General features: G+C 61.6%; 21 protein-coding genes. 16 read left to right on the top strand and 5 right to left on the bottom strand.

What is annotated here, in order from left to right; all coding sequences use genetic code 11:
* Positions 1-59: 59 nt before the first annotated feature.
* From ABSE61_RS02475 to ABSE61_RS02455, 5 genes are all read left to right on the top strand, one after another.
* Positions 60-485, top strand: a complete 426-nt coding sequence (locus ABSE61_RS02475) for a globin family protein (RefSeq protein ID WP_423869477.1) — start codon at positions 60-62, stop codon at positions 483-485.
* Between the two features lie 23 nt (positions 486-508).
* On the top strand, positions 509-1,726 hold the full coding sequence (locus tag ABSE61_RS02470) for an NAD(P)/FAD-dependent oxidoreductase (protein ID WP_423869476.1): 1,218 nt from the start codon (positions 509-511) through the stop codon (positions 1,724-1,726).
* A gap of 13 nt (positions 1,727-1,739) precedes the next feature.
* A complete protein-coding gene (locus tag ABSE61_RS02465) occupies positions 1,740-4,445 on the top strand; it encodes a nitrate reductase (RefSeq protein WP_423869475.1) in 2,706 nt (901 codons plus the stop codon).
* A gap of 183 nt (positions 4,446-4,628) precedes the next feature.
* Positions 4,629-5,468, top strand: coding sequence for an aldo/keto reductase (locus tag ABSE61_RS02460; protein ID WP_423869474.1), 840 nt, complete (start codon positions 4,629-4,631; stop codon positions 5,466-5,468).
* 323 nt (positions 5,469-5,791) lie between these two features.
* The gene (locus ABSE61_RS02455) at positions 5,792-6,733 is read left to right on the top strand and encodes a DMT family transporter (protein WP_423869653.1); all 942 of its coding nucleotides are present in this window, start codon (positions 5,792-5,794) and stop codon (positions 6,731-6,733) included.
* 185 nt (positions 6,734-6,918) lie between these two features.
* Here the strand turns inward: ABSE61_RS02455 and ABSE61_RS02450 are convergent, their stop codons facing one another.
* The gene (locus ABSE61_RS02450) at positions 6,919-7,380 is read right to left on the bottom strand and encodes an Lrp/AsnC family transcriptional regulator (protein WP_423869473.1); all 462 of its coding nucleotides are present in this window, start codon (positions 7,378-7,380) and stop codon (positions 6,919-6,921) included.
* A 150-nt stretch (positions 7,381-7,530) separates the two neighbouring features.
* On the opposite strand from ABSE61_RS02450, the gene ABSE61_RS02445 reads away from it, so the two are divergent.
* Positions 7,531-9,897 (top strand): thiamine pyrophosphate-binding protein, encoded by a 2,367-nt coding sequence (locus ABSE61_RS02445; protein WP_423869472.1) that lies wholly within the window; start codon positions 7,531-7,533, stop codon positions 9,895-9,897.
* Between the two features lie 293 nt (positions 9,898-10,190).
* Positions 10,191-11,621, top strand: coding sequence for an aldehyde dehydrogenase family protein (locus ABSE61_RS02440; RefSeq protein WP_423869471.1), 1,431 nt, complete (start codon positions 10,191-10,193; stop codon positions 11,619-11,621).
* 153 nt (positions 11,622-11,774) lie between these two features.
* Here ABSE61_RS02440 and ABSE61_RS02435 read toward each other — a convergent pair whose 3' ends face one another.
* The gene (locus ABSE61_RS02435) at positions 11,775-12,740 is read right to left on the bottom strand and encodes an SMP-30/gluconolactonase/LRE family protein (RefSeq protein ID WP_423869470.1); all 966 of its coding nucleotides are present in this window, start codon (positions 12,738-12,740) and stop codon (positions 11,775-11,777) included.
* 133 nt (positions 12,741-12,873) lie between these two features.
* On the opposite strand from ABSE61_RS02435, the gene ABSE61_RS02430 reads away from it, so the two are divergent.
* The 6 genes from ABSE61_RS02430 (at position 12,874) to ABSE61_RS02405 (ending at position 19,599) form a co-directional block, all read left to right on the top strand.
* Entirely contained in the window at positions 12,874-13,692 is an 819-nt protein-coding gene (locus tag ABSE61_RS02430) for an NAD-dependent epimerase/dehydratase family protein (protein ID WP_423869469.1), read from the top strand.
* A 116-nt stretch (positions 13,693-13,808) separates the two neighbouring features.
* Positions 13,809-15,509: an IlvD/Edd family dehydratase gene (locus tag ABSE61_RS02425; protein WP_423869468.1), complete on the top strand. Its 1,701-nt coding sequence runs from the start codon at positions 13,809-13,811 to the stop codon at positions 15,507-15,509.
* Between the two features lie 135 nt (positions 15,510-15,644).
* Complete coding sequence (locus tag ABSE61_RS02420) at positions 15,645-16,643, top strand: TRAP transporter substrate-binding protein (RefSeq protein ID WP_423869467.1); 999 nt, start codon at positions 15,645-15,647, stop codon at positions 16,641-16,643.
* Positions 16,644-16,727: 84 nt separating this feature from the next.
* Positions 16,728-17,678, top strand: a complete 951-nt coding sequence (locus tag ABSE61_RS02415; RefSeq protein ID WP_423869652.1) for a TRAP transporter substrate-binding protein — start codon at positions 16,728-16,730, stop codon at positions 17,676-17,678.
* A 2-nt stretch (positions 17,679-17,680) separates the two neighbouring features.
* Complete coding sequence (locus ABSE61_RS02410) at positions 17,681-18,262, top strand: TRAP transporter small permease (RefSeq protein ID WP_423869466.1); 582 nt, start codon at positions 17,681-17,683, stop codon at positions 18,260-18,262.
* Complete coding sequence (locus ABSE61_RS02405; protein ID WP_423869465.1) at positions 18,259-19,599, top strand: TRAP transporter large permease; 1,341 nt, start codon at positions 18,259-18,261, stop codon at positions 19,597-19,599. The genes ABSE61_RS02410 and ABSE61_RS02405 overlap by 4 nt, the downstream gene beginning before the upstream one ends.
* Before the next feature lie 158 nt (positions 19,600-19,757).
* Here the strand turns inward: ABSE61_RS02405 and ABSE61_RS02400 are convergent, their stop codons facing one another.
* Positions 19,758-20,558 (bottom strand): enoyl-CoA hydratase/isomerase family protein, encoded by an 801-nt coding sequence (locus ABSE61_RS02400; protein ID WP_423869464.1) that lies wholly within the window; start codon positions 20,556-20,558, stop codon positions 19,758-19,760.
* 129 nt (positions 20,559-20,687) lie between these two features.
* On the opposite strand from ABSE61_RS02400, the gene ABSE61_RS02395 reads away from it, so the two are divergent.
* Both ABSE61_RS02395 and ABSE61_RS02390 read left to right on the top strand, forming a co-directional pair.
* Complete coding sequence (locus tag ABSE61_RS02395; RefSeq protein WP_423869463.1) at positions 20,688-21,890, top strand: cytochrome P450; 1,203 nt, start codon at positions 20,688-20,690, stop codon at positions 21,888-21,890.
* 4 nt (positions 21,891-21,894) lie between these two features.
* The gene (locus tag ABSE61_RS02390) at positions 21,895-23,115 is read left to right on the top strand and encodes an NAD(P)/FAD-dependent oxidoreductase (protein ID WP_423869462.1); all 1,221 of its coding nucleotides are present in this window, start codon (positions 21,895-21,897) and stop codon (positions 23,113-23,115) included.
* Positions 23,116-23,130: 15 nt separating this feature from the next.
* Here the strand turns inward: ABSE61_RS02390 and ABSE61_RS02385 are convergent, their stop codons facing one another.
* Both ABSE61_RS02385 and ABSE61_RS02380 read right to left on the bottom strand, forming a co-directional pair.
* Positions 23,131-24,042: a sugar kinase gene (locus ABSE61_RS02385; RefSeq protein WP_423869461.1), complete on the bottom strand. Its 912-nt coding sequence runs from the start codon at positions 24,040-24,042 to the stop codon at positions 23,131-23,133.
* A 205-nt stretch (positions 24,043-24,247) separates the two neighbouring features.
* The gene (locus ABSE61_RS02380; protein WP_423869460.1) at positions 24,248-25,342 is read right to left on the bottom strand and encodes a quinone-dependent dihydroorotate dehydrogenase; all 1,095 of its coding nucleotides are present in this window, start codon (positions 25,340-25,342) and stop codon (positions 24,248-24,250) included.
* A gap of 203 nt (positions 25,343-25,545) precedes the next feature.
* On the opposite strand from ABSE61_RS02380, the gene ABSE61_RS02375 reads away from it, so the two are divergent.
* Positions 25,546-26,208, top strand: coding sequence for a TetR family transcriptional regulator (locus ABSE61_RS02375; protein WP_423869651.1), 663 nt, complete (start codon positions 25,546-25,548; stop codon positions 26,206-26,208).
* Positions 26,209-26,244: the final 36 nt, after the last annotated feature.

The raw sequence follows: 26,244 nt of genomic DNA, 5'->3' as shown, positions 1-26,244 counted from the left end.
CGTCCCGTATGCGGGACGAGGTGACGGCGGAAGGCAGAGGCATTCAGGAGGAGGAAGACATGACACCGGACGAGGTCAAACTTGTGCAGCAGAGCTTCTCCAAGGTCGCGCCGATCTCCGATCAGGCCGCGATCCTGTTTTACGATCGCCTGTTCGAGGTCGCGCCGCAGGTCAAGTCGATGTTCCCCACAGATTTGACCGAGCAGCGGAAAAAGCTGATGGCGACGCTCGCTGTCGTGGTCGGCGGCCTGAGCGATCTTCCCTCGATCCTGCCGGCGGCGAGCGCTCTCGCCAAACGCCACGTGTCCTATGGCGCCAAGCCCGAGCATTATCCGGTCGTGGGTTCAGCCTTGCTTTGGACGCTAGAAAAGGGGTTAGGCGACGGCTGGACTCCCGAGGTCGCAACCGCATGGACCACCGCCTACGGCACCTTGTCCGGCTTCATGATTTCCGAGGCCTATGGCAGTTCGCAGGCTGCCGAATAGGAAGCGACCAATAGGAAACTCCCATGAGTGAATCGCTCGTGATCGTCGGCAACGGAATGGCCGCTGCCCGTCTGGTCGACGAACTCGCGAAAGTCGCGCTCGGGCGTTATGCCGTGGCCGTCATCGGCGACGAGCCGAGGCTTGCCTATAATCGGGTGCTGTTGTCCTCGGTGCTGGCAGGCGAGACCGCTTCCCATGAAATCGAACTCAAGCCCGCCAATTGGTGGCGCGACCGCGGCGTCACGCTGAAATACGGCTGCGCCGTCGGCGAGGTCGACGTCGGCCGCCGCGAACTCAAGATCGCCAACGAGGAGAGCGTCCATTTTTCGAAGCTGGTGCTGGCGACCGGATCGAACCCGTTGCGGCTCAACGTGCCCGGCGTCGAACTCACCGGCGTTCATACCTTTCGCGACACCCGGGATGTCGACCTGCTGCTGACGCTGGCCGCCGGCAAAAAGCGCGTGGTCGTGGTCGGCGGCGGATTGCTCGGACTTGAAGCCGCTTACGGCCTCGCCAAGGCGGGAGCTCCGGTGACGTTGCTTCATTTGATGGACCGGTTGATGGAGCGCCAGCTCGATGCCTCGGCGGGAGCGCTTCTGAAATCGCTGGTCGAGAAAAAGGGCATCAAGGTTCTGCTCAATGCCAGCACCAGCCGCATTCTCGGCGAGAACCGCGTCGAAGGTGTTGAGCTCAACGATGGACAGCAGATCGAGGCCGACGCCGTGATCCTGGCGGCCGGTATCCGGCCGAATATTGGGCTCGCCAAGGAAGCCGGCATTCCGGTCAACCGCGGCATCATCGTCAACGATCAGCTCGAGACCGGGGCAGACGGCATCTTTGCGCTTGGCGAATGCGCCGAGCATCGTGGCATCTGTTATGGCCTGGTCGAGCCGGCCTATGAGCAGGCGAAGGTGCTGGCGCAGCATCTGGCCGGGCGCAACGCGGCCTATGGCGGAAGCGTGACCGCAACCAATCTCAAGGTGTCGGGCGTTGGCGTGTTCTCGGCGGGCGAGTTTATGGGCAGCGATCGCAGCGAAGCCGTCATGCTCAGCGATTTCAGGCGCGGCATTTACAAGAAGCTCGTGATCGAGGATGGCCGGCTCATCGGCGCGGTGCTGGTCGGCGATACCGCGGACGCGCTCTGGTATCTCGGATTGATCCGCAATCGCGAGAATATTGCCGCGGTCCGCAAGGACATGATGTTCGGCCGGCCAGCCGCACCTCTGGCGGCGGCGGCATGACCGGGCTCTTGCGATGACATCGATCGATCCTTCACTGCGCGCGACCTCCACAACTTGCCCTTATTGCGGGGTCGGCTGCGGCGTGCTGGCGACGCCGGACGGCAGCGGCGGTGCGGCGATCTCCGGCGATCCCTCGCATCCGGCAAATCTCGGCCGGCTCTGTTCGAAGGGTTCGGCGCTCGGCGAGACGGTCGGCCTTGAGAATCGTCTGCTCTATCCGATGGTCCGTTGCAGCAAAGGCACGATGGAGCGGGTCGCCTGGACGGATGCACTTGACCATATCGCGCATCGCTTTGCCCACATCGTGGCGCGCGACGGCCCGAACGCAATGGCGTTCTATCTCTCCGGGCAGTTATTGACCGAAGACTATTACGTCGCCAACAAGCTGATGAAGGGATTCATCGGCAGCGCCAACGTCGATACCAATTCGCGGCTGTGCATGGCCTCCTCGGTGGCGGGCCATCGCCGCGCCTTTGGCGCCGACACCGTGCCCGGTGTCTACGAAGATCTCGATGAGGCCGATCTGCTGGTACTGGTCGGCTCCAATGCCGCCTGGTGTCATCCGGTGCTGTTCCAGCGCATGATCGCCAACAAGCAGCGGCGTGGCGCGCGTATCGTGGTGATCGATCCGCGTAAAACCGACACCACAGAAGATGCCGATCTGTTTTTAGGGTTGAAGCCGGGCACCGATACGGCGCTGTTTTCCGGGCTGCTGGTGCATCTGGCCGATCACGGCGCGCTCGATCGCGACTATATCGAGCGTTACACGGTGGGTTTCGACGAGGCGCTTTCGCGCGCCCGCAGCATTGCCGGCAGCGTTGCGGCGACCGCTTTGGCAACCGGCCTTTCCGAGCAGGATCTCTCGGCGTTCTTCCAGCTATTTGCGGCAACGCCGCGCGTGGTCACACTGTATTCGCAAGGCGTCAACCAGTCGGCCCAAGGCACCGACAAGGTCAACGCCATCGTCAATTGCCACCTCGCCACCGCGCGGATCGGCAAGATCGGCGCATCGCCGTTTTCGCTGACCGGGCAGCCGAACGCGATGGGCGGTCGCGAGGTCGGCGGGCTCTCCAACCAACTCGCCGCGCACATGAACTTCACGCCGCCCGACATCGATCGGGTGCGGCGGTTCTGGAAAGCGCCGCGGATCGCCACCCACGAAGGGCTCAAGGCGGTCCAGATGTTCGAGGCGATCGGCCGCGGCGAGATCAAGGCGCTGTGGGTGATCGGCACCAACCCGGCAGTGTCGCTGCCCGACGCCGACGCCGCGCGGGCCGCGTTGAAGAAACTCGAACTGTTCGTGATTTCCGAAAACGTTCTCTCTAACGATACCGTCGATGCCGGCGCGCATGTGTTGCTGCCGGCGTTGGCCTGGGGCGAAAAGTCCGGCACCGTCACCAACTCCGAGCGCCGCATCTCGCGTCAGCGCGCCTTTCTGCCGGCGCCCGGGGAGGCGCGGCCCGATTGGTGGATCGTCGGCGAAGTGGCCAAGCGGCTCGGTTTCGCTGCCGCGTTCGATTATGGCTCGGCGGCGGCGATCTTCCGCGAGCACGCGGCGCTGTCGGCTTTCGAAAACAACGGCAGCCGCGATTTCGATATCGGCGGCTTGAGCGAACTCAACGACGACGCGTTCGATGCGATGACGCCGGTGTTGTGGCCGCATCGCACGGATGAGACCGGGCAGCAGCGTTTCTTTGCCGGCGGCGAATTCTTTACCAACGACCGAAAAGCCCGCTTCGTCGCGCCGGAACGCCCCTCGCTGCGGAGCGAGATCAACGAAGGGCGTCCACTTCGTCTCAATACCGGCCGCATCCGCGACCAATGGCACACCATGACCCGCACCGGCATGAGCCCGCGGCTGGGCGCGCATTTGCCAGAACCGTTCGTCGAGGTGCATCCCGACGATGCCGCTCGACACGGCCTCGCCGATGGATCGTTCGCCCGCGTCACCACCGATCATGGCCAGTGTACGCTCAAGGTCGTGGTCAATCCGCGGCAACAGCGCGGCATGCTGTTCGCGCCGATCCATTGGAGCGAAGCCAACGCATCGGCCGCGCGCGTCGGTGCGCTGGTTGCGCCGATCACCGACCCATTTTCCGGCCAGCCGGAAGCCAAGGCGACGCCGGCCTCGATCCTGCCTTACGAATACGTCTTTCGCGGTTTCGTGCTGTCGCGCAAGCCGCTGCAACTGCCCGATCACGCCTGGTGGGCCCGCGCCACGATCGGCGGCGGCGTGGGCTATCTGATTGCCGACAACGCGGACCTCAAAGGCTGGTCGTCGTGGTTGCGCGCGGTGGCGGGCGAGGAACTTGCCGAATACAGCGATTTCGGCGGCGGCGTGTATCGCGCGGCTTCGTTCGCCGGGGATGCGATCGAGACCTGTCTGTTTCTCGGACCGGCGCGCGACGCCGGTGATTGGGGCGTCGTGAAGGAACTGTTCGCCGCAGGTCCCCTGACCGACGATCAACGGCGAATGCTGCTGTCCGGCAAACCGGCGCAAGGGCTCGCGGCTACGGGACCGGTGGTCTGCGCCTGCTTCGGCGTCGGCCGCAACACGATCTGCGATGCGATTGCCGCCGGCGCGCGTTCGGCCACCGAACTTGGTGTTCGGCTCAAGGCGGGCACCAATTGCGGCTCGTGCATTCCCGAACTCAAGCGTCTGATCGCGCAGTCGGCAACCGCCGATCACGAACGCGGGAAGTTGATCGCGGCAAATTAGGCTATTGTAGCCGTCATTGCCTGCGACACCCAAGGCGTTTGCGCAAGGGAGCTTTAGCTCCGAAGCAATCCCAATTTCCTCCATACTAACATGACTGGATTGCTTCGCGCGCGCTCGCAATGACGCGGACAAATCGTTTCATTCGATGTAAGAAGCGATTGCGTTAGTTCGAGGCGGCCCGTCATGAAACATAAAAAATTCGGAACCACCGGCCACGACGTATCCGTCATCGGCCAGGGCACCTGGTACATCGATCACGGCGATCGCAAACAGGCGGTCGCGGCGTTACGCCGCGGCATCGATCTCGGCATGACCCATATCGATACCGCCGAAATGTATGGCGATGCGGAGCTTGTGATTGCCGAGGCGATCGCGGGTTGCCGTGACGAGACTTATCTGGTCTCGAAAGTGCTCCCGAGCAATGCGTCGCGCCGCGGCACCATTGCCGCCTGCGAACGATCGCTGACGCGGCTCAAGACCGATCGGCTCGATTGTTATCTGTTGCACTGGCGCGGCAGTATTTCCTTGGCCGAGACGGTGGCGGCGTTCGAGCAACTGGTGAGTGCCGGAAAAATCCGCTCCTGGGGCGTTTCCAATTTCGATGCCGACGATCTCGACGAAATTCTCGAAGTCGCAGGTAAAGGAAAGATCGCCTGCAACCAGGTGCTCTATCACTTGCAGCAGCGCGCGATCGAGCACGCGGTGATTCCATGGTGCGCGAAGCATGGCGTGGCGGTGGTTGCCTATTCACCGTTTGGTCACAACGATTTTCCCAAGCCTGCGAGCGCCAGCGGCGCGGTATTGCAGACCATCGCCAAACGACACGGCGTCTCGGCGCGCCGGGTCGCGCTCGCATATCTCGCGCGCGAACCGAATGTGTTTGTGATCCCGAAAGCATCGAGCGCGGAACACGCCGCCGACAACGCGGCGGCCGGCGACCTCGTACTCGGTGCGGAGGATATTGCAAAGCTCGACAAGGCATTTCCGCGCGGTCCCAAACCGCGTGGCCTGCCAATGCTTTAAAGCAAGCGCATATCGGCTGCCTGTTTTCGGGCCTTGTCGTCGCGGCCTGTTGGCGCTTTTTTGTCGGCTCGCTAGCGGTCCGATTCTAACATTCGCATCCCTTCTCAGCAGCCACGTTTGCGAATGTTAGAATCGAAGGACCACTAGGAAATATATGTTTCTAGTGGAGTTTGGGATTTGACATTCGCTTTCAAAATCCGCGGCTGGACCGGTAGCGAATGTCAAATCCACTCCACTAGCTTCGACATTTCGGCCCCAGAGTTCAAAACGTGACCCGCCCCGCCGCAGCATTAAAGCTCGACAGCGCTCCCTCGGCGTTGCCCCTGGAAAATTCAGGTAATGAGAAACCGGCCAACGTCGCACCTGCGCGTGCCGACCGGCCGCTTCGCGGCATCGCGCTGCTTCTGTTGTCGAGCATTTTTCTCGGCACGTCGGATGCGACATCAAAATATCTTTCGGCCACGTTGCCCTCGATCGAGATCGCCTGGATCAGGTTTCTGGTGTTCCTGGTGATCATGATTCCGGCGATGGTGCCTGCTTCGCCGCTGTTTGCGTTGCAGACAAAGCGGCCGGTGCTGCAAATCACGCGCGGGATGGCGCTGCTCGGCTCATCGCTGTTGTTTATCTCGGGCTTGCGGTTTCTCCCGATCGCCGAGGCGTCCGCCACCAGTTTCGTCTCGCCTTTGTTCGTCACGGCGCTCTCGATTTTTTTCCTCGGCGAGAAGGTCGGCTTGCGGCGCTGGCTCGCAACCGCCGTGGGGCTGATGGGCGTGCTGGTCGTTCTGCGCCCGGGCACCGGCGCATTTCATCCCGCCGCGTTCTTCCCGGTGGTGTCGGCGTTCGCCTGGGCCTGCTGCTTGATCCTGACGCGCAAAATGAGCGGGCAGGAGCGCACCATGGTCACGATGGCCTATGCATCGATCGTGGGCTTTGCGATTCTCTGCATGCTGGTTCCGTTCGTCTGGGTCGTGCCGACCTGGCATGATCTCCTCTTTGGGACCATCATCGGCCTGACGTCGACCGCGGGGCAGTGGATTGTCGTGCTCGCGTTTCGCTATGCCGATGCTTCCGTACTGGCGCCGTTCTCCTACATCCAGCTTCTCTGGGTCACGCTGCTCGGCTTCCTGATCTTCGGTGAAGTCCCTGATATCTGGACCGTGGTCGGTGCGGGCTTCATTGTCGCGAGCGGGCTTTATACGGCGCACCGCGAACGCGTCAGGCACTCGAAACTCGTCGCGCTGGCGGAGCCGTCGCCGAATCCGTAGTTCTCCAGATTCTTGTCGTCCCGGACAAGTGAGCTCTTGGCAACGCGCGGCGTTGTCCAAAAGCGAATGAGATCCGGGACCCATACGCCGCGGTCTTATTATTTGGGGCGGTGGTTGACGGCTTCGCCTGCAATGCAGGCCGGTGGTTATGGGTCCCTGCTTTCGCAGGGACGACAGATGATTTCTCACACCGGCAGCGCGATCGAGTATTTCACCTGGCTGAGTGCAAAGCTCGACTCGATCGAGGCGATGCCGTCGAGCCGCGTCAGCTTGTTCTTCAGGAATGCTTCATAGGACGATAGATCCGCGACGACCACGCGCAACAGATAGTCGCGATTGCCGGTCATCAGGTAACATTCCAGCACTTCGTCCCACTTCGAGATCGCGCGGGCAAAACGGTTGAGGTCTTCTTCCTTTTGCCGCGCCAGCTTGATCGAGATGAAGACGCTGACGTGCAGTCCGACCGCCTTCTGATCGACGGTGGCGATATAACGGGTGATGACGCCGCGCTCTTCCAGCAGTTTCACCCGGCGATGGCACGGCGAGGCCGACAGCCCGACCTTCTCGGCGAGCTCGGCCATGGTGATGCGGCCGTCGGATTGCAGCAGGCCAAGAATCTTGCGGTCAATGGCATCAAGGCCGTTCATTGGGATAACCGTCAGTTGTGGTGATAGAATTGATAAATTATACCAAAATTTGACGGTATGCCGCCAAAATTTGAGATTTTCGGTGAAGGCAGCCGCGATAAACTCGGCGCTAATCAAGCCACCAAAAGCCTCAAGGCCGGGAGCCACGCCATGCCGACCGCATCCGCACGTCTTGAAATCCTGTCCGCGCTGGCACGCAAGGCGCTGTGGTTGTCCTCATGGACCATCCATCACGCCAATCACATCCGGCCCAACGTCGATGGCTTGAAGGTCGGCGGGCACCAGGCGTCTTCCGCCTCGCTCGCGACCATCATGTCAGCACTCTATTTCTCGGTGCTGCGGCCCCAGGACCGGGTCGCGGTGAAGCCGCACGCAAGTCCCGTGTTTCACGCGATTCAGTATCTGTTCGGACACCAGACCCGCGAGAAGCTGGAGAATTTCCGCGGTTTCAAGGGCGCGCAATCCTATCCGTCGCGCACCAAAGACGTCGACGATATCGATTTCTCGACCGGCTCGGTAGGGCTCGGTGTGGCGCAGACGCTGTTTGCCTCGCTGGTGCAGGACTACGTCAAGGCGCATGGGTGGGCCAAAAATCGCCCCGAAGGGCGAATGATCGCGCTCGTCGGCGATGCCGAGATGGACGAGGGCAATATCTTCGAGGCCTTGCTCGAGGGCTGGAAGCACGGCCTGCGCAACACCTGGTGGGTGGTCGATTATAACCGCCAGAGCCTCGACGCCGTGGTGCGCGAAGGTCTGTGGGAGAAATTCGAGTCCATGTTCCGCAATTTCGGCTGGGACGTGGTGATCGTGAAATATGGCCGCCTGATGCGCGAGGCCTTTGCCGAGCCGGGCGGCGAGGCGCTCCGAAAGTGGATCGATGCGTGCCCGAACCAGCTCTATGCGGCACTTTGTTTTCAGGGCGGCGCGGCGTTCCGCAAGCATTTGCGCGACGAGATCGGCGATCAGGGGCCGGTCACGCAACTGATCGAGCGGCGCAGCGACGAGGAATTGCTGGCGCTGATGTCCAATCTCGGCGGTCACGACATGGCGAGCATGTGCGAGGCTTTCGAGTCGATCGACCACGATCGTCCCGTCTGCTTCATCGCCTATACCATCAAGGGCGTCGGCCTTCCGTTCCAGGGCCACAAGGACAACCACGCCGGCCTGATGACGGTGGCGCAGATGGAGAAATGGCGTGGGACGCAGAATATCCGCCCCGGTCACGAGTGGGACAAGTTCGAGGGCATGTCGCAAACCCCGGCTAAACTCGAGGCGTTTTTGTCTTCGGTGCCGTTCAACCGCGAGGGCAGGCGGCGGCTGAACTCGCCGGAAATCGCCGTGCCTGAGCGGCTAACCTTCTCGCCGTCGCCGCAGATGTCCACGCAACAGGGCTTCGGTCTGGTTCTCAATGAGCTGGCGCGCGGCGACAGCGCCTTGGCCTCCCGCATCGTTACCGCTTCGCCCGATGTGACGGTGTCGACCAATCTTGGTGCCTGGGTCAACCGGCGCGGGCTGTTCGCGCGCGCCGAGAAGGCCGACCTGTTCCGTAGCGAAAAAATTCCCTCGACCTTCAACTGGGATGCCTCACCAAAAGGACAACACATCGAACTCGGCATCGCCGAGATGAACCTGTTCATCCTGATGTCGGCGCTGGGGCTGTCACATTCGATCAATGGGGAGCGGTTGCTGCCGGTGGCGACGCTCTACGATCCCTTCATCGAGCGTGGTCTCGATGCCTTGAACTACGCCTGTTATCAGGATGCGCGCTTCATGGTGGCGGCGACGCCCTCGGGAATCACGCTCGCGCCGGAAGGCGGCGCGCATCAGTCGATCGCGACGCCGCTGATCGGCATGGCGCAGGATGGGCTTTCGTATTTTGAACCGGCCTTTGTCGATGAACTTGCCGTGATCATGGGATGGGGCTTCCGCCACATGCAGCGCGAAAGCGGCGAGGGTGGCTCGGTCTATCTGAGGCTCACCACCCGCACTCTCGATCAGCCGCAGCGGATCATGTCGCCGGATCTCGAGGCCGGCATTACCGAAGGCGCCTACTGGCTGCGCAAGCCCGGGCCGAATGCGGAAGTCGTCATCGCCTATACCGGCGCGGTGGCGCCGGAGGCGATCGAGGCGGTCGGACTTTTGGGCGAAAGCCGCCGCGACATCGGGCTGCTCGCGATCACGTCGGCGGATCGATTGCACGCGGGCTGGACCGCCGCGCGGAAACTCCGCCGCGACCGCCGTGGCGTGGCGCATCTGTCCCATATCGAGAAATTGCTGGCGCCGCTGCCGCGCGATTGCGGTCTTGTGAGCGTGATCGATGGACATCCCGCCACACTGGCCTGGCTCGGCGGTGTGCGCGGGCATCGGGTCGAAGCGCTCGGCGTCGAGCATTTCGGCCAGACCGGCACCATCGACGACCTCTATCGCCATCATGGGCTCGATGCCAACGCCATTATCGATGCGGCCGAAAGCCTCACGTCGGGCGCGCCGGTGCGGCATCGGAAATTGGCCGTGTGACGGAATTTTGATGTGGTCATTCCGGGGCGCGCGTAAGCGCGAACCCGGAATCCATCTCACCACCAGCCGCGCTGAAAAATGGATTCCGGGCTCGATGTTTCACATCGCCTCGGAATGACGGCGGAGAGAGCTTGCCATTGCCATGAGCCCGACCCTATATCCAGCCATGGCCGCTGGCGCGGCGTCCCGCATATGGCGGGTTCAATTTTGCCCGTGTTCGTGCAAGGATGCTGGCATAGGAATGTCGGCCGAGCGCCCGTTCCCCGATAGCCCCCGAAATCAAGAGGTTTGCGATGGTCAACCGCCTGCAATTCTACATCGACGGCGCCTGGGTCGATCCGGTCGTCAAGAAGTCCACGCCCGTCGTCAATCCGGCGACCGAAGAGGCGATGTATGAGATCGCGCTCGGCTCGAAGGCCGATGTCGACAAGGCGGTCGCCGCTGCCAAACGCGCGTTCGAGACCTACTCGCAGACCAGCCGTGAAGAGCGCGTGGCGCTTCTGACCAAGGTCGTCGAGATCTACAAGGGCCGCATGAAGGAGATTGGCGCCGCCGTCTCCGACGAGATGGGCGCGCCGCTGCCGATGGCCGAGAAGCTGCAAGCCGGCGCCGGCCTCGGGCACATCATGGCCACGCTCGAGGTTCTGAAGAACTATCATTTTGAGGAACCGGTCGGCACCGCCGTCGTGGTGCGCGAGCCGGTTGGCGTGATCGGCATGATCACGCCGTGGAACTGGCCGCTGAACCAGATCGCCTGCAAGGTCGCGCCTGCGCTTGCCGCCGGCTGCACCATGATCCTCAAGCCGTCGGAATTCACCCCGACCTCGGCGCTGATCTTCGCGGAAATCCTGCATGAAGCCGGCGTGCCGAAGGGCGTGTTCAACTTGATCAACGGCCTTGGCCCCGAGGTCGGCGCCGCCATGAGCGAGCATCCGCATATCGATATGATCTCGTTCACGGGTTCGACCCGCGCCGGCATCGACGTTGCCAAGCGCGCCGCGCCGACCGTCAAGCGCGTCAGCCAGGAACTCGGCGGCAAGTCGCCGAACATCATCCTCGAGGGCGCCGACCTCACCAAGGCCGTAACCGGCGGCGTGATGCACATGTTCAATAACTCCGGCCAGTCGTGCAACGCACCGAGCCGGATGATCGTGCCGCTATCGAAGATGAAGGAAGTCGCCGCCATCGCCAAGGGCGTGGCCGACAAGACCAAGGCGGGCGATCCGCGCGCCGAAGGCACGACCATCGGCCCGGTAGTCTCGCGGATTCAGTGGGACAAGATCCAGGCGCTGATCAACAAGGGCATCGAAGAAGGCGCTACGCTCGTCGCCGGCGGTCCCGGCCTGCCGGAGGGCGTTAACAAGGGCTATTATGTCCGCCCGACCATCTTCGCCGACGTCACCAACGACATGACGATCGCGCGCGAGGAAATCTTCGGCCCCGTGCTCACCATCCTCGGCGCCAAGGACGAGGAAGATGCGGTGCGCATCGCGAACGATACGCCCTATGGCCTCGCCGGTTACGTTTCCGGCGATACGGTAGAAAGCGCACGTCGCGTCGGCCGCCGCATTCGCGCCGGCAACGTCAACCTGCAGGGCGTGCCGAACGATCGCACTGCGCCGTTCGGCGGCTACAAGCAGTCGGGCAACGGCCGCGAGTGGGGCAAGTTCGGCCTTGAGGAATATCTCGAGGTCAAGGCGGTCGCCGGTTTTAATGCGGCGTAAACTCTATCCAATCGTTCGATGTCGTCCCCGCGAAAGTGGGGACCCATAACCCCAGGGCCGGTGTTCTTACGAAGGACCCCGGCCTTTTCTTGTCGAGAGATCATGCGGTATGGGTCCCTGCTTTCGCAGGGGCGACAGCTGGCGTGGATACTTCTATCCCCCCAGCGCGCCTTGCGTGTTCACATAGAGCGCGTAGATCGACTGGCTGGCGGCCATGAACAGGCGATTGCGCTTCAAGCCACCGAAGCAGACATTGGCGCAGCGTTCGGGCAGCGCGATACGGCCGATCGGTTTGCCGTCGGGCGCAAAGACCATGACGCCGTCGAGCTCGGCATCGCCCATGCCCCAGCCGCACCAGAGATTGCCGTCGATGTCGCAGCGCATGCCGTCAGGTGTGCCGGGACCGGCGTCGATCAGGACACGTTTGTTGGTGATCTTGTCGCCGGAAGGCGAAACATCGTAGGCGAGAATCTTGCGGTTCGGTACGCCACGGGATTCCACGAGGTAGAGGATTTTTTCGTCCGGCGAGAAGCAAAGCCCGTTCGGTCCCAACACGCCTTCGGCGACGATGGTGGCTTTGCCGGTTCCACCGTCGATCCGGTAGACGTTGGCGTCGATCTCGGATTCCGCGACATAGCCTTCGTAATTGCCGAGTAGCCCAAAGACCGGATCGGTGAACCAGATCGAGCCGTCGGATTTGACCACGACGTCGTTCGGCGAGTTCAGCTTCTTGCCGTTAAAAGAGTCCATCAGCACCGTAATCGAACCGTCATATTCGGTCCGGGTCACACGCCGCCCGCCATGCTCGCAGGTGACCAGGCGGCCCTGGCGGTCGCGGGTATTGCCGTTGCCGAAATTCGACGGCTTGCGATAGACGCTGACGGCGCCCGTCTCTTCTTCCCATTTGATGATGCGGTGGTTGGGAATGTCGCTGCACAACAGATACCGCCCATCGCCGAACCAGACCGGCCCTTCAGCCCAGCGTAGCCCCGTGGCGAGCCGCTCGACGGCCGATAATTTCAGCCAGTATTTCTCAAAGCGCGGATCGAGTGCGTGGATGGCGGGATCGGGATAGTGCGTGGCCGGCTGAAAGCCGGGGCGTGCGGGCTTTTCGGACATTTAATTTTCTCGTTGTGGTTTGACTTCTTCACCAAGCTATTTGCTAACATTGCCATACGGTTGCAGCAAGCGCGCTTGCCGCGCACCGCGCGCCGCGCCATACTAATGTAACGAGCTGATAATGAGGGATGAAATGCCACGCATATTGATGACCGGCGCGTCGGGTGGAATCGGTACGTCCTTGCGCAAATTGCTGCCGCCGATCTATCCGGATTTGCTGTTAAGCGACCTGAAGGCGCCCGCGGATCTCGGCAAAAACGAGAAATTCAAGGCGGCCAATCTCGCCAATATGGCGGAGGTCGAGGCCATCTGCGAAGGCGTCGACGGCATCGTTCATTTCGGCGGCTATTCCGTCGAAGGCCCGTGGGACGACATCCTGCAAGCCAACATCATCGGCTGCTACAACCTGTTCGAGGCCGCGCACAAAAAAGGCGTCAAGCGCATCGTGTTTGCCTCGTCAAATCACGCGATCGGTTTCTATCCGCGTTATCACCATATCGGTACCAACGTGACGCCGCGGCCCGACAGCCGCTACGGCGTCAGCAAGGCATTCGGTGAGGCCGTCGGCGCGCTCTATGCCGACAAGCACGGCATGAAGGTCACCTGCATCCGGATCGGGAATTTCGGCGAAAAGCCGCTCGATCATCGCCGGCTCTCGATCTGGCTCAAGCCGGAAGACCTGGTGCAGCTGTGCCGGATCGGGCTCGATCATCCCGATATTCATTTCGAAATCTTCTATGGCGCGTCGAACAACGAGCGCGGGTGGTGGGACAATCATCGCGCTATCGATCTCGGCTATCGCCCGACCGGCCGCGCCGAAGATTTTCGCGAGCACGCTTTTGCCGAGCAGGCCAAGATCAAGCCCGATCCGGTCGGCGATTTCTACCAGGGCGGTTCGTTCTGCGGCATGGAGTTCGACGGTGACAAAAGCCGGATCATCGATTTGAAGTGACGCGGAAGGCGTCGTTCCGGACGACGCGAAGCGGCGATCCGGAATCTCGAGGTTCCGGGTTCGTGCTTCGCCCGCCCCGGAACGACCTCATAAAAGCAACAAAAGGAAATAAGAAAATGGCCGACGGCTTGCGCAAGGGACTGGCGAGTTATGGCGATCCCGGTTTTTCGCTGTTTCTGCGCAAGGTCTTCATCAAGGCGATGGGCTATTCGGACGATGCGCTGAACCGCCCGATCGTCGGCATCACCAACACCTATAGCGACTATAATCCCTGCCACGGCAATGCACCGCAGATCATCGAGGCGGTAAAGCGCGGCGTGATGCTGTCGGGCGCGATGCCGATGGTGTTTCCGACCATTTCGATCGCGGAAAGCTTTTCGCACCCGACCTCGATGTACCTGCGCAACCTGATGGCGATGGATACCGAGGAGATGATCCGTGCCCAGCCGATGGACGCAGTGGTGGTGATCGGCGGTTGCGACAAGACCTTGCCGGCGCAGATCATGGCGGCGATCTCGGCCGACCTGCCGACCGTCGTTATTCCCGTCGGTCCCATGGTGGTCGGGCATCATCGCGGCGAGGTGCTGGGTGCCTGCACCGATTGCCGCAGGCTGTGGGGCAAACACCGCGCCGGCGAAATCGACGAGGTCGAGATCGAAGCGGTGAGTAACCGGCTTGCGCCATCCGTCGGCACCTGCATGGTGATGGGCACCGCCAGCACCATGGCCTGTGTCACCGAAGCGCTCGGCCTGTCGCTGCCGATGAGCGCGACGATCCCGGCGCCCCATGCCGAACGCTTTCGGCTGGCGGAGGCGAGCGGTAAGGTTGCCGCCGAAATGGCCAAGACCAAGGGACCGAAGCCGAGCGAAATGTTGACGGCGTCTTCTTTCAGGAATGCACAAGTCGTGATGCAGGCGATCGGCGGATCGACCAACGGCCTCATTCATTTGACCGCGATGGCCAACCGCAGCCCGCATCGCATCGACCTTGCAGCTTTCGACAAACTGGGCCGTGAGGTACCGGTCTTGATCGACCTGAAACCATCCGGCGCGCATTACATGGAACACTTCCACCACGCCGGTGGCGTGCCAAAACTGATGGCACAACTCGGCGACCTCATCGATCTCGATGCAAAAACCATCACCGGTGCGACGTTGCGCGACGTGGTCGCGGGCGCCGAAGAGGTGCCGGGGCAGGACGTCATTCGGCCGCGCGACAATCCGATCAATGCGCAGGGCTCGATGGCCGTGCTGCACGGTAATCTTGCGCCGCGCGGCGCCGTCATCAAGCAATCGGCGGCGACGCCAAAGCTGTTGCAGCACACCGGCCGCGCGGTGGTGTTTGAATCCGTCGAAGACATGACACTGCGGGTGGATGATCCGGCGCTGGAGGTCTCGGCCGACGATGTGCTGGTGTTGCGCAATGCGGGACCGAAGGGCGCGCCGGGCATGCCGGAAGCCGGCTATCTGCCGATCCCGAGCAAACTGTTGCGCACGGGCGTCAAGGACATGGTGCGGATTTCGGACGCGCGGATGAGCGGAACGGCATTCGGCACCATCGTGCTGCATATTACGCCGGAATCCGCCGTCGGAGGTCCGCTGGCACTAGTGAAGACCGGCGACATGATCCGGCTCGACGTCGCCAAACGCAGCATCGACCTTTTGGTCGACGCCGCCGAGCTCGACAAGCGCCGGGCGGCGCTCAAACTGCCGACGGCGGAATGGGCCAAACGCGGCTATGCGCATCTGTTCAACGAGACCATTTTGCAGGCCGATGAAGGCTGCGATTTCGATTTCATGCGCGCCCAAGGAAAATGACGAGGTAGGTGACGGTCGCGGCATGCGCCAAGCGACAAAAGCAGCTCTCCGCCCTGAGTTCGATTGACATCCCGACAAGGCCGATGGGATGATCCCAGGAAAAATAATCGGGAAAACAATCGGGGAGGGGAGACGATGGCCAGTTTTGGCAAGCTATTCGCTGCGTTCGTTGCTGCCTTTCTTTTCACGGCGGTGGGCGTAACCGCACAAGAGGTGAAGCATTACCGCTTTGCCTATGATCAGCCGAAGACCACCGGATACGGAATCCTCGGTGACATCTTCGCCGACAAGCTCAAGACCCTGAGCAAGGGTACGATGCTGATCGACCAATATCCGGGCGCCCAGCTCGGGCAGGAGCCGCAGGTGCTCCAGCTCGTCAAATCCGGCGACGTCGAATTCTGCATTTCGTCCTCGGCCAATGCGGCAACGCTCTCGCCCCAGGCGGGCGTGATGTCGATGCACTTCCTGTTCCGCAATGAAGCCCATCTCATCAAGGCGATCGCCGACCCCGAGGTCTCCAAGGCCGTCAAGGCGATGATCTCTGACACCGTGCAGGGCGCCCGCGTCATCGGGCTCGCCACGCTCGGCCTTCGTCACATGTACGCCAAGCGCGAGATCAAAAAGATCGAGGACATCAAGGGGCTGAAGGTGCGGGTTCAGGCAACACCGACCGAGGATACGATGTTCCCGGCTTACGGCGCCCAGATCGTCCATATGCCGTTCGGCAGCGTCTATACTTCGTTGCAAACCGGCGTGATGGACGTCGCTGAAAACGGCATCAACGTCTATCTCGCCAACAAGCATTACGAAGTAGCTCCAGTTCTGTCCTTGACGGAGCACGAGGCCAATAACAGCCTGGTCTGGATCAGCGACAAATTATGGAACAGCCTTAACCCCGAACAACAAGGCTGGGTGCAGGCAGCCGCCGACGAGGTCAACCGGACCCAGCCGGCCAAGGCGCTTGAGCTCGAACATCAGTCGACCGAAAAGCTGAAGTCGATTGGCGTCAAGGTCGTGACCGATGTCGACAAGTCCGGCTTCACGGCGATCGCCGATCCCTATCTCGACACGCTCGCCAAGGGGCTCGGACCGCATGCCGAGAAAATCAAGAACTTGATCCGCGCCATCAATTAACGCGGGGCAAAAAATCAACGGGAGGAAGACACGTTGCGTCATCAAGGAAAAATAACAAGCCTGCTGGGGGCTCTCGCTGCTGCGATGTTTGTGGCCGCGGCAGGCGCGCAAGAAGTCAAGCACTATCGCTTCGCTCACGATCAGCAGCTCAATTCCGGCTACAGCATCGCCTATGACATCTTCTCGGCCAAGCTGAAGGAATTGAGCAAGGGCACGATGCTGGTCGACCAGTATCCGGGCGCGCAGCTTGGGCAGGAGCCGCAGATCCTGCAACTCGTGCGCTCGGGCGACATCGATTTTGCGATCGTGTCTTCGGCCAATACATCCACCATCTCGCCGCAGGCAGGCGTGATGTCGCTGCATTATCTGTTTCGCAATGAAGACCACAACATCAAGGCGCTCGGCGATCCGAAAGTGTTCGAAGCCATCCGCGACATGATCGACGAGACGGTGCAAGGGATTCATGCCATTGGGCTTGGCACCCAGGGTTTTCGGCACATGTACGGCAAACGGGAAGTGCGCAAGGTCGAGGACCTAAAAGGGTACAAGGTTCGCGTGCAGGCGACCGCAACCGAAGACACGATGTTCGCCGCCTATGGCACGCAAACCGTGCACATGCCGTTCGGAAGCGTCTATACTTCTCTGCAAACTGGCGTGATGGATTTCGGTGAAAACGCCGTCAACGTCTATCTCATCAACCGCCACTACGAGGTCGCGCCGGTGCTGTCGATGACCGAACACGAGGCCAACAACGCCATCCTCTGGATCAGCGACAAGCTTTGGCAAAGCTTGAATGCCGAGCAAAGGGGATGGGTGCAGGCGGCGGCACGGGATGTCAGCGTCCAGGAGCCCAAGCGGGCGTTCGAGCTGGAAAAGGCGGCGGCCGCCAAACTGGAGAAGATCGGCGTCAAGATCGTCACGGATGTCGACAAGACGGGTTTTCAGAAGATCGCCGACCCCTATCTCGACAAGCTCGCCAAGGACCTCGGTCCCCATGCGGAGAAGCTCAAGGACCTGATCAGGACGATCAATTGACCATGTCGATCGTCGACAAACTGGTCTTGCAGCGGCAGCATCATCTGAAATGGCGAGCGTTCGACCGTCTCGAACTCGTGCTGATGATGGTGTGCGGGGCGCTGTGCTTCGGCTTCTCGCTGTCGGTGATGTTTGACATCGTCACCCGCACCATCGGCCATCCCTGGCTGTGGCTGCAGGAAGTCACCTCGACCTTGTTCGTCTACGCGATCTTTATCGGGGCGGCGGTGGCGACCCGCCGTAACGATCATCTGTATCTGACGGCGATCTCGGAATCCTTGCACGGCACGCCCCGGATGATCGTCGAGATCATCATCCGCATGGTGGTGTTGGCCGTGGCGTTTTGCCTGATCTGGTTCGGCTATATCAACTACCTCCGCGGCTTTGGCAGCTTCCGCCTGCCGTCGGGCACGCCGATCGCCTCGCTTTATGCGGTGATCCCGCTATCGGCGATATTGATTGCGTTGTTCACGGTCGAGCAACTCGTCAACGGCATCCGCAACGGCTTCGACCATCCGGAGCCCGAACCGGAGCTGATCATCCCGCCCGTTGAAACTTCCTTTAATCCGAGGGTGCGGTTGTGAGTCCTCCGCTTGTCCTGGCTCTGATGTCGTTCTGCTTCCTGTTCTTCGGCTATCTCGGCGTGCCGGTGCCGTTTTCGCTGATGGCGGGCGTCTTTGTCGGCGCGCTTCTCACCGATGTGTCGCTGGCGGCGATCATCCAGAAGATATTCGACGGCGTTGATTCCGAGGCGCTTCTCGCCATTCCGTTCTTCTTGCTGGTCGGCGAGCTCATGAGTTCGGCGAATGTGGTGGTGCGGATTGCCAACCTGTCATTGTCGCTGGTCGGCCATATCAGGGGCGGGCTGTCGCAGGTGGTCGTCGTCTTCAGCATGTTCTTCTCGGAAATGTCCGGCTCGACCACGGCCGATGTCGCGGTGATGAGCCGCGCGCTGGGCACGCCGATGCGGCGCGAAGGCTATAGCCCCGCCTTTATCGCGGCGATCATCGCGTCCGCTTCCACCATCGCGGCACTGGTGCCGCCGAGCATCACGGCGGTGGTCTATGGTGCCGTCGGCAATGTCTCGATCGCGGGCCTGTTCATGGCCGGCGTGGTGCCCGGCCTGATGATCGGCTTCGGGCTGATGATCTATTGCTATTTCTTCGGGCCCGTCGGCACGCGCAAGCCACGCGCCTCGATGCGCCAGGTGATGTTTGCGACCGGAGACGCCGCGCTGCCGCTGATGATTCCGGTGATTTTGCTGGGCGGCATTCTCACCGGCTGGTTCACGCCGACGGAAGCGGGCGTGGTCGCGGTGATTTGGATCATCGCCGTCGTCATCCCCGCGCTCAACCGCGGGCATTTCAGGAAAATCCCCTACGACTTCTGTCTGGCCGGGCTGATTTTCTCCTTGCCGTTGATTACCATCGGCGCGGCTAACGCCTTCGGCTGGATGCTGGCCTACTTGCGCGGCGCCATCGTGATTGCCGACTGGATCACGTCGATTGCCGGCAACGATCCCCAGTATATGATGCTGTTGCTGGTGCTGCTGTTCACGGTGATCGGCGATTTCATCGAGCCGGTGCCGACCATCATCATCTTCATGCCGCTGGTGAACACCTTGACCCAGGCCGGCGATATCAACGGCGTGCACATGGGCGTGGTGCTGATCGCAACGCTGGCGTTCGGCCTGATCACGCCGCCTTACGGGCTCGTGCTCCTGATGGCGTCGAAATTCGTCGGTGTGCCGTTTTCCAAGGCGTTGCGCGCGGCGCTGCCGATCTATGCCGTGTTCCTCGTCACCATCACCTTCACGATCTATTTCCCGAAAGTGGTGCTTTGGCTACCCAAGCACGTGATCCCGGAGTCGGTCGGCTGTTTCAAGTCGCCTGCGGGCACGGGGTATATCTGCCCGAATTGATCCTTGTCGTCCCTGCGAAAGCAGGGACCCATACCGCGTTATCTCACCATGATGACAAGCCGACGGACGTTTACCACAACCGGCTTCGGTGGTTATGGGTCCCTGCGCCAGTGCGCAATTGCGCACAAGGCGGTGACGACTCGCGGGGATGTCGTCGCCTACTTTCCCTTTTGCATGAACTTCCCTATCGCGGCCCGGAATTCATCCGTATGCATGCAATCGATGATCGCATCGCGCTCGGCGTCGAGCTGATGCTCGATCGAATTTTTGGGCGCGCGCTGGATCAGCCGTTTGGTGGCTGATATCGCGGACGGCGCATTTTGCGCCAGCCGAAGTGCAAGTTCGCGCGTGGCGGCCTTCAACTCCGGCGATGGGACGACCTTGACGATGAGACCCCATTGCTGGGCTTGCGCGGCCGAAAAATGATCTTCGGTGAGAAAGATCTGCAAGGCACGTCTCGGCCCAACGGCGGCTGTTAACCCGACCGTGCCGCCGCCATCGGGCGACGCGCCGAGCTTGGCGTAAGCCGGCGTGAAGCGCGCGTCTTCGGCGGCGATGCAGAGATCGGCCATGAAGGCGAGCGAGAAGCCGGCGCCCGCAGCCGAACCATGAACGCTGGCGACGACGATCTTGGGCATTCGTAAGAGCGCGGCGATGAACGCGTGGTAGTGATGCAGTAGCTCGCCGACCACAGGCGCGATGGTGTCGGACGCGCTTGCTGCCCCAAGGGTCTGAAGGTCGCCGCCGGCGCAAAACGCGCGGCCGGCGCCTTCGATCACGAGCACCTTGATGTCGTCAGACGCCTCGACCTCGGCGGCGAGCGCCTCGAGCCGCTTGGCGATCGAAAGATCGATCGAGTTGAAGGTTGCGGGGCGGTTGAGCGTGATCGTCGCAACCGCGCCATCGATGGCTAGCAGCGCCGGATCGAGCGGCGGAATGCCTGTTTCATTTGTAGCCATCGGCAGGTCTCGGTGTCATGGATCAACCGCATTTAAATCGCAGAAGGCAAATGGTGACAATCCCCGGCAAAAGCTGCAAAATGTCGCTTACGCGCAGAAAGACGCGGTTGCACAGCAGGGAGCGGCGTCGTGGGCGTTCAGGCAACGTTGAGCCGGCCGATTTCGGACGCGGATCCGTTTTCGCACGAATTTCTGACCGATCCCTATCCTCATCATGAGGCCTTGCGCGAGGCGGGGCCGGTGGTTTGGCTCGCGCACTATGGAATTTGGGCGATGGCCCGCCATGAGCAGGTCCGCGATGCCTTGATCGACTGGCAGACTTATTGCTCGTCTGCGGGCGTAGGCTTGAGCGATTTCCGGAAAGAGCCGCCATGGCGTCCGCCGAGCATCATCCTGGAAGCCGACCCGCCGCTGCATACCCGCACCCGCGCGGTGTTGACGCGAATCCTGTTGCCCGCGGCGATCAAGGTATTGCGGGAAACCTTCGAACGCGAGGCGGAGGCGCTGATCGCGCGATTGGTCGAACAACGCGAATTCGACGGCATTGCGGATTTGGCCGAAGCCTATCCGCTAAAAGTGTTCCCGGACGCGGTCGGGATTTCCGAGGACGGCCGCGAGAACCTGCTGCCGTATGGCAGCATGGTGTTTAATTCGTTCGGCCCGCGCAACGATCTGTTTCAGCGGGCGATGGCCAATGCCGGCCCGGTTCGCGACTGGATCATGTCAAAATGCAGCCGCGCGGCATTGGCGCCCGGTCAGTTGGGCACGCAGATTTTCGAGGCGGTCGATGCCGGCGAGTTGTCGGAAGACGAAGCCGGGATGCTGGTGCGGTCGTTCCTCTCGGCGGGGATCGACACCACCGTCTATGGGATCGGCAACGCGCTCTATTGCCTCGCGCGCTACCCTGAGCAATGGCAGGCTCTTCGCGACAATCCGAACTTGATCCGCGGCGCCTTTGAGGAGGTGTTGCGCTTCGAGGCGCCACTTCAGACTTTCTTCCGTACCACGACCAGACCCGTCGAGGTCGGCGGCGTCGAACTTGGCGAAGGAGAGAAAGTCCTGCTGTTCTTTGCCGCCGCCAACCGCGATCCGCGCCGGTGGGAGCGGCCTGATACGTTCGACGTCAACCGCCGCGCGGCCGGGCACATGACCTTTGGCACCGGCAGTCATGGTTGCGTCGGACAGGCTGTGGCGCGGCTGGAAACCGAGGCGGTATTGGGCGCGCTTTTGAAGCGCGTGGCATCGCTCGAAATGACGGCGGAGCCGCGGCGGCGGCTGAACAATACGCTGCGCGGCTTTGACAGCCTGCCGCTTCGTATCGTACCAATTTGAATTCATGACACAGAAATCTGTCCTGATCGTCGGTGCCGGCCACGCCGGTTTCCAGGTTGCCGTCTCCCTGCGCCAGCATGGGTTTGGCGAGCGCATCTGCCTGATCAACGACGAGCCGCATCTGCCCTATCAGCGGCCGCCTTTGTCAAAGGCGTATCTCAAGGGCGAAGGGCGCCCCGACAGCCTGATGTTCCGTCCCGACAAATTCTACCGTGACCAGAACATCGAACTGATCAGCGACCGAGCGGCCTTTATCGATCGCGCCGCCCACCGGCTGTTGCTCACCTCAGGGGCCTTTCTCGACTACGGGCACCTGGTGCTAGCGACAGGCGCGCGTAACCGTCTGCTCGATCTCCCCAACGCCAACCTCGCCGATGTCAAATACCTGCGCATCCTCGACGAAAGCGAGGCGCTTCGGCAACGGATCGGCATCGCGCGACATGTTGCGGTGATCGGCGCAGGCTTCATCGGTCTCGAATTTGCCGCAACCGCACGCGCCAAGGGGCTTGAGGTCGATGTGATCGAACTCGGTTCGCGGGTAATGGCGCGCGCCGTCACCGCGGAGATCTCGGATTATTTCCAAACAAGACATACCTCGGCCGGCATCCGCATTCATCTTGGCGTGCAAGCGACCAGCATCGAGAGCGCGGGCGAAAAAGTTGCAGGCGTCAGCCTCAGCGACGGGCGGCACATCCCGGCCGATCTGGTCGTGGTCGGCGTCGGGGTCTTGCCGAATGTCGAGCTTGCCGCCGAGGCCGGCCTCCCGGTCGCGTCGGGCATCATCGTCAACGAACATCTGTTGACGGCTGATCCCGATATTTCGGCGATCGGCGACTGCGCATTATTCGCAAGCCCGCGCTTCGGCGGTTCGCTCCGGCTTGAGTCCGTACAGAACGCCACCGACCAGGCGCGCTGCGTGGCGGCAAGGCTGACCGGCGATGCCAAAGCCTATGATGGTCTACCGTGGTTCTGGAGCGATCAGGGCGACGACAAGCTTCAGATCGCGGGTCTCACCACCGGATACGATCAGGTTGTGGTGCGCGGCGATCGCGAGGCGCGCTCGTTCTCGGCGTTTTGCTACAAACAAGGCCAGCTTGTCGGGATCGAGTCGGTCAACCGCGCGGCCGACCACGTGTTCGGCCGCAAGATTCTCGGGCTGCATCGGTCGATCGGGCCTGAAAAGGCGGCCGATCTCAGCTTCGATCTGAAGGGTGCGCTGGTTTGAGCGAACCGCAAATGCCTAATCCCAAAATTCCTTCTTGCGCCCGATCTGAAACTCCTGCTTGACGGTTTCGATGTCGGCAAGCGCCGGTAATCCGGCCTCGTTGCCGAGGCGTTGGATCTTGTAGGTCGAGGCCGCGCGCGCGAATTCGAAGTGGTCCTGCCAGCTTTTGCCGGGATTGGCGAGGTAGGAGTAGACATAGGCGCCGTGAAATACATCACCGGCACCGTTCGTATCGAGCACGCGTTCGCGCGAGATCGGGAGCGCGGGCATGGTACGGATAGCCCCAGCTTCGTCGTACCACAGCAGGCCTCTTTCGCCTTGCGTCACGCCGCCGACGCGGCAGCCGCGGCCCTTGAGATAGTCCAGCATTTTTTCCGGTGTCAGGTCCATCTGTTCGCACAGACGCTCGGCGACGATGGCGACGTCGATGAATTCAAGAAGCTCATGGGTGTTGGTGCGCAGGCCGCCGCCGTCGAGCGAGGTCAGGATGCCGGCTTCGCGGCACAGCTTGGCGTAATGGATCGCGGCGTCCGGCTGGTGACCGTCGACATGCAGCGCGCGGCAGCCGCCGAGATTGAGAAGCGGAAAAGGGTGAATATGCTCGTCGTCGCGGCATCGCACGATGGCGCGCTTACCGTCCTTCGGCATGATGAAGGAGAGCGAGGACGTGTTGACCTTGCGCGGATGGATCGAAATTCCGTACTTCGCGCTCATGTCCTGGAACATTCGCCCGAGCCAGTCATTGGCGACGGTCGCGATCAGGTCCGGCACGATCCCAAGTTTGGCGCAACAGAACGCCGCGGTGACCGCGTTGCCGCCGAATGAGACCGCATAGGCCGAGGCGACATGCTTTTCGTCGCCGGTCGGCATGTGGTCGGTGATGAAGGTGACGTCGATATAGGTTTGTCCGATGAAGAGAGCCTGCATGCGTTTCCCGTCATGGGTTAAGGGGCTATCCCGGCCAGATCGAAGCCGAGATTAACACCGGTTCCACAAGTTTTTCGCTGAAATTATTCGCAAAATGCCCAGCCACTGTTGCGAATTCGGGCAACCGCCCCCTTGGCCGGTCGCGTCGGTCCCAACGGGTATTGATGGGTCAGTTCCGGAAACGCGAAAGGCACCATGCGGCTTATTACGCCGCATCCACGCCGACAGCATCGGCCACATGTGTGACGCCGTCGCGCACCAGCAATTCCGCAAGCCCCTCCGTGATCCTCCGCACGACGCCTGGACCTTCGTAAATCAGCGCGGTCAGAAGCTGCACGAGCGAGGCACCGAGGCGGATCTTGGCATAAGCGTCTTCTGCGCTGGATACGCCGCCGGCGCCGATCAGCACGTGGCGCTTCCGATCCATGCGCCGGAAAGTTTCACGGATACAGAAATCGGCGAGCGCTGTTGCCGGTGGGCCGGATACCGCACCGGGCCGTGCGCGCCAGACTGTTTCAGGCGTGTTCATTCCTTCCGGCTTCACGGGCGGCAGGTTGAACATGAAGCCAGAGACAAATCCTCTCGCATCGGCCGCTGCGAGCACGCGTTCGATCGCCTCGACGCCGCCCAGCGGCGAGACCTTGAGGAACACCGGGAGATTCAATTTGATCGCATCAAGCGCGCTGAGACACGCGTCGAGATGTCCGGAGTCGGCGAAGAAATCGCGGCCGTCGACCGTGTTGGGGCATGACAGGTTCAGCATCAGGTAATCGGCATGCGGCGCCATGATTTTGGCCGCGGCAACGTATTCGTCGATGATCTGATCGGCGTTCAAGGGAAGCGCTCCCGCGCCGCGGTTGGTCACGACCAGATTGATGCCGAGAGGCACGGGCAACCGCGTTGTGGACAGGCGCCTGTCGATCGCGACCGCGCCGTCGTTAGGCAGGCCGTAATGCACGATGATGGCGCGGTCATCGGGCAGGCGCCACAATCTTGGCTTGGGATTTCCGATCGATGGATCGATTGAGATGGAGCCGATCTCGATCGAACCGAAACCGAGGCCGGCGAGCGCGGATATGGCCGTACCGCTCTTGTCGAAGCCGGCGGCAAGCCCAATCGGTGAGGGAAAATGCAAACCCGCAACATCGATCGAAAGCCGCGCGTCGTCGACCAGCGTCGCGGCCCGCATCGCGCCCGCTGCCCAGCCGAGGCGAGCGCCCATCGCGATCGCCAGATGATGGGCGGTTTCGGGATCGAGCCGGAACGTGAGCGGACGAATGAACGTCGAATAGAGGGACATGATGGGATCATAAACATCTCGGCATTGACGGCGCCACTGCCGCCGTCGCGGAGCATCGATGCCCGACGTGGTTCATTTTCTCCGCTTTGCGTGCTACAGGCGACAGAAGTGACATGTTCAGGCGCTTCTCAAGGCGTCAGCGGGATTTTTGCGAGTTGACCAAGACGCGGCGAAACCAGAAGTGGCAGCGCGACCCGGAAGGGATGCGGCTTCGCATCCTTGAGGCGGCAAAAGAGGAATTTGCCGCCCACGGATTGGCAGGTGCGCGGGTCGACCGGATTGCGGCCAAGGCCGGCGCCAACAAGCGCATGCTGTACTATCACGTCGGCAAGAAGGACGAGCTTTATCTCACCGTGCTCGAAGGCGCCTATGAGCAAATCCGCGTCGAGGAGCGTGGACTTGATCTCGAGCACCTCGATCCGCCGGAAGCGATCGAACGTCTCATCGAATTCACCTGGAATTATTTCCTGAGGAATCCCGAGTTCCTGGCGCTGCTCAATACCGAAAATCTCGCCAAGGCGCGCCATCTCAAGCGCTCCACCAAAGTGAAGTCGATGCATTCGCCATTCGTCGAAATGATCCGCACCGTGGTGCGCCGGGGCGTGCAGAGCGGCGACTTCGTCGTCGCAGTCGATCCGGTGCAGCTATATATTTCGATCGCCGCGCTGTGTTTTTTCTATCTCTCCAACAGCGCCACCTTGAGCGTGATCTTCGGCCGCGATCTTCTGGGCGAGGAGGCGAGGGACGAACGCCTTGACCACATGGTAGCGCTGGTGCTGGCCGCGCTGACCGGAAAATCGCTGGCGGCCTTTGGCAAGAAAAAAGCGCTACCCGCATCTGTTCCGCTGTTGTCGAGCGCCAAATAAAAGCTTCGCGCTCGCCTGGCTGCTCTCTAAGCGGGC

It is taken from the genome of Bradyrhizobium sp. (assembly GCF_049519115.1).
Lineage (GTDB): Bacteria > Pseudomonadota > Alphaproteobacteria > Rhizobiales > Xanthobacteraceae > Bradyrhizobium.
The sequence above is the reverse complement of the archived record's forward strand: the minus strand, read 5'-3'. Positions and strand labels throughout refer to the sequence as shown.

Bases quoted from the DNA above. Each gene is read 5' to 3' on its own strand.
- ABSE61_RS02410 (WP_423869466.1), top strand. From the start codon at position 17,681: ATGTCGATCGTCGACAAACTGGTCTTGCAGCGGCAGCATCATCTGAAA.
- ABSE61_RS02450 (WP_423869473.1), bottom strand. From the start codon at position 7,380: ATGAACGGCCTTGATGCCATTGACCGCAAGATTCTTGGCCTGCTGCAA.
- ABSE61_RS02465 (WP_423869475.1), top strand. From the start codon at position 1,740: ATGACATCGATCGATCCTTCACTGCGCGCGACCTCCACAACTTGCCCT.
- ABSE61_RS02425 (WP_423869468.1), top strand. From the start codon at position 13,809: ATGGCCGACGGCTTGCGCAAGGGACTGGCGAGTTATGGCGATCCCGGT.
- ABSE61_RS02400 (WP_423869464.1), bottom strand. From the start codon at position 20,558: ATGGCTACAAATGAAACAGGCATTCCGCCGCTCGATCCGGCGCTGCTA.
- ABSE61_RS02420 (WP_423869467.1), top strand. From the start codon at position 15,645: ATGGCCAGTTTTGGCAAGCTATTCGCTGCGTTCGTTGCTGCCTTTCTT.
- ABSE61_RS02440 (WP_423869471.1), top strand. From the start codon at position 10,191: ATGGTCAACCGCCTGCAATTCTACATCGACGGCGCCTGGGTCGATCCG.
- ABSE61_RS02475 (WP_423869477.1), top strand. From the start codon at position 60: ATGACACCGGACGAGGTCAAACTTGTGCAGCAGAGCTTCTCCAAGGTC.
- ABSE61_RS02375 (WP_423869651.1), top strand. From the start codon at position 25,546: ATGCGGCTTCGCATCCTTGAGGCGGCAAAAGAGGAATTTGCCGCCCAC.
- ABSE61_RS02415 (WP_423869652.1), top strand. From the start codon at position 16,728: ATGTTTGTGGCCGCGGCAGGCGCGCAAGAAGTCAAGCACTATCGCTTC.
- ABSE61_RS02430 (WP_423869469.1), top strand. From the start codon at position 12,874: ATGCCACGCATATTGATGACCGGCGCGTCGGGTGGAATCGGTACGTCC.
- ABSE61_RS02445 (WP_423869472.1), top strand. From the start codon at position 7,531: ATGCCGACCGCATCCGCACGTCTTGAAATCCTGTCCGCGCTGGCACGC.
- ABSE61_RS02385 (WP_423869461.1), bottom strand. From the start codon at position 24,042: ATGCAGGCTCTCTTCATCGGACAAACCTATATCGACGTCACCTTCATC.
- ABSE61_RS02390 (WP_423869462.1), top strand. From the start codon at position 21,895: ATGACACAGAAATCTGTCCTGATCGTCGGTGCCGGCCACGCCGGTTTC.
- ABSE61_RS02470 (WP_423869476.1), top strand. From the start codon at position 509: ATGAGTGAATCGCTCGTGATCGTCGGCAACGGAATGGCCGCTGCCCGT.
- ABSE61_RS02460 (WP_423869474.1), top strand. From the start codon at position 4,629: ATGAAACATAAAAAATTCGGAACCACCGGCCACGACGTATCCGTCATC.
- ABSE61_RS02380 (WP_423869460.1), bottom strand. From the start codon at position 25,342: ATGTCCCTCTATTCGACGTTCATTCGTCCGCTCACGTTCCGGCTCGAT.
- ABSE61_RS02435 (WP_423869470.1), bottom strand. From the start codon at position 12,740: ATGTCCGAAAAGCCCGCACGCCCCGGCTTTCAGCCGGCCACGCACTAT.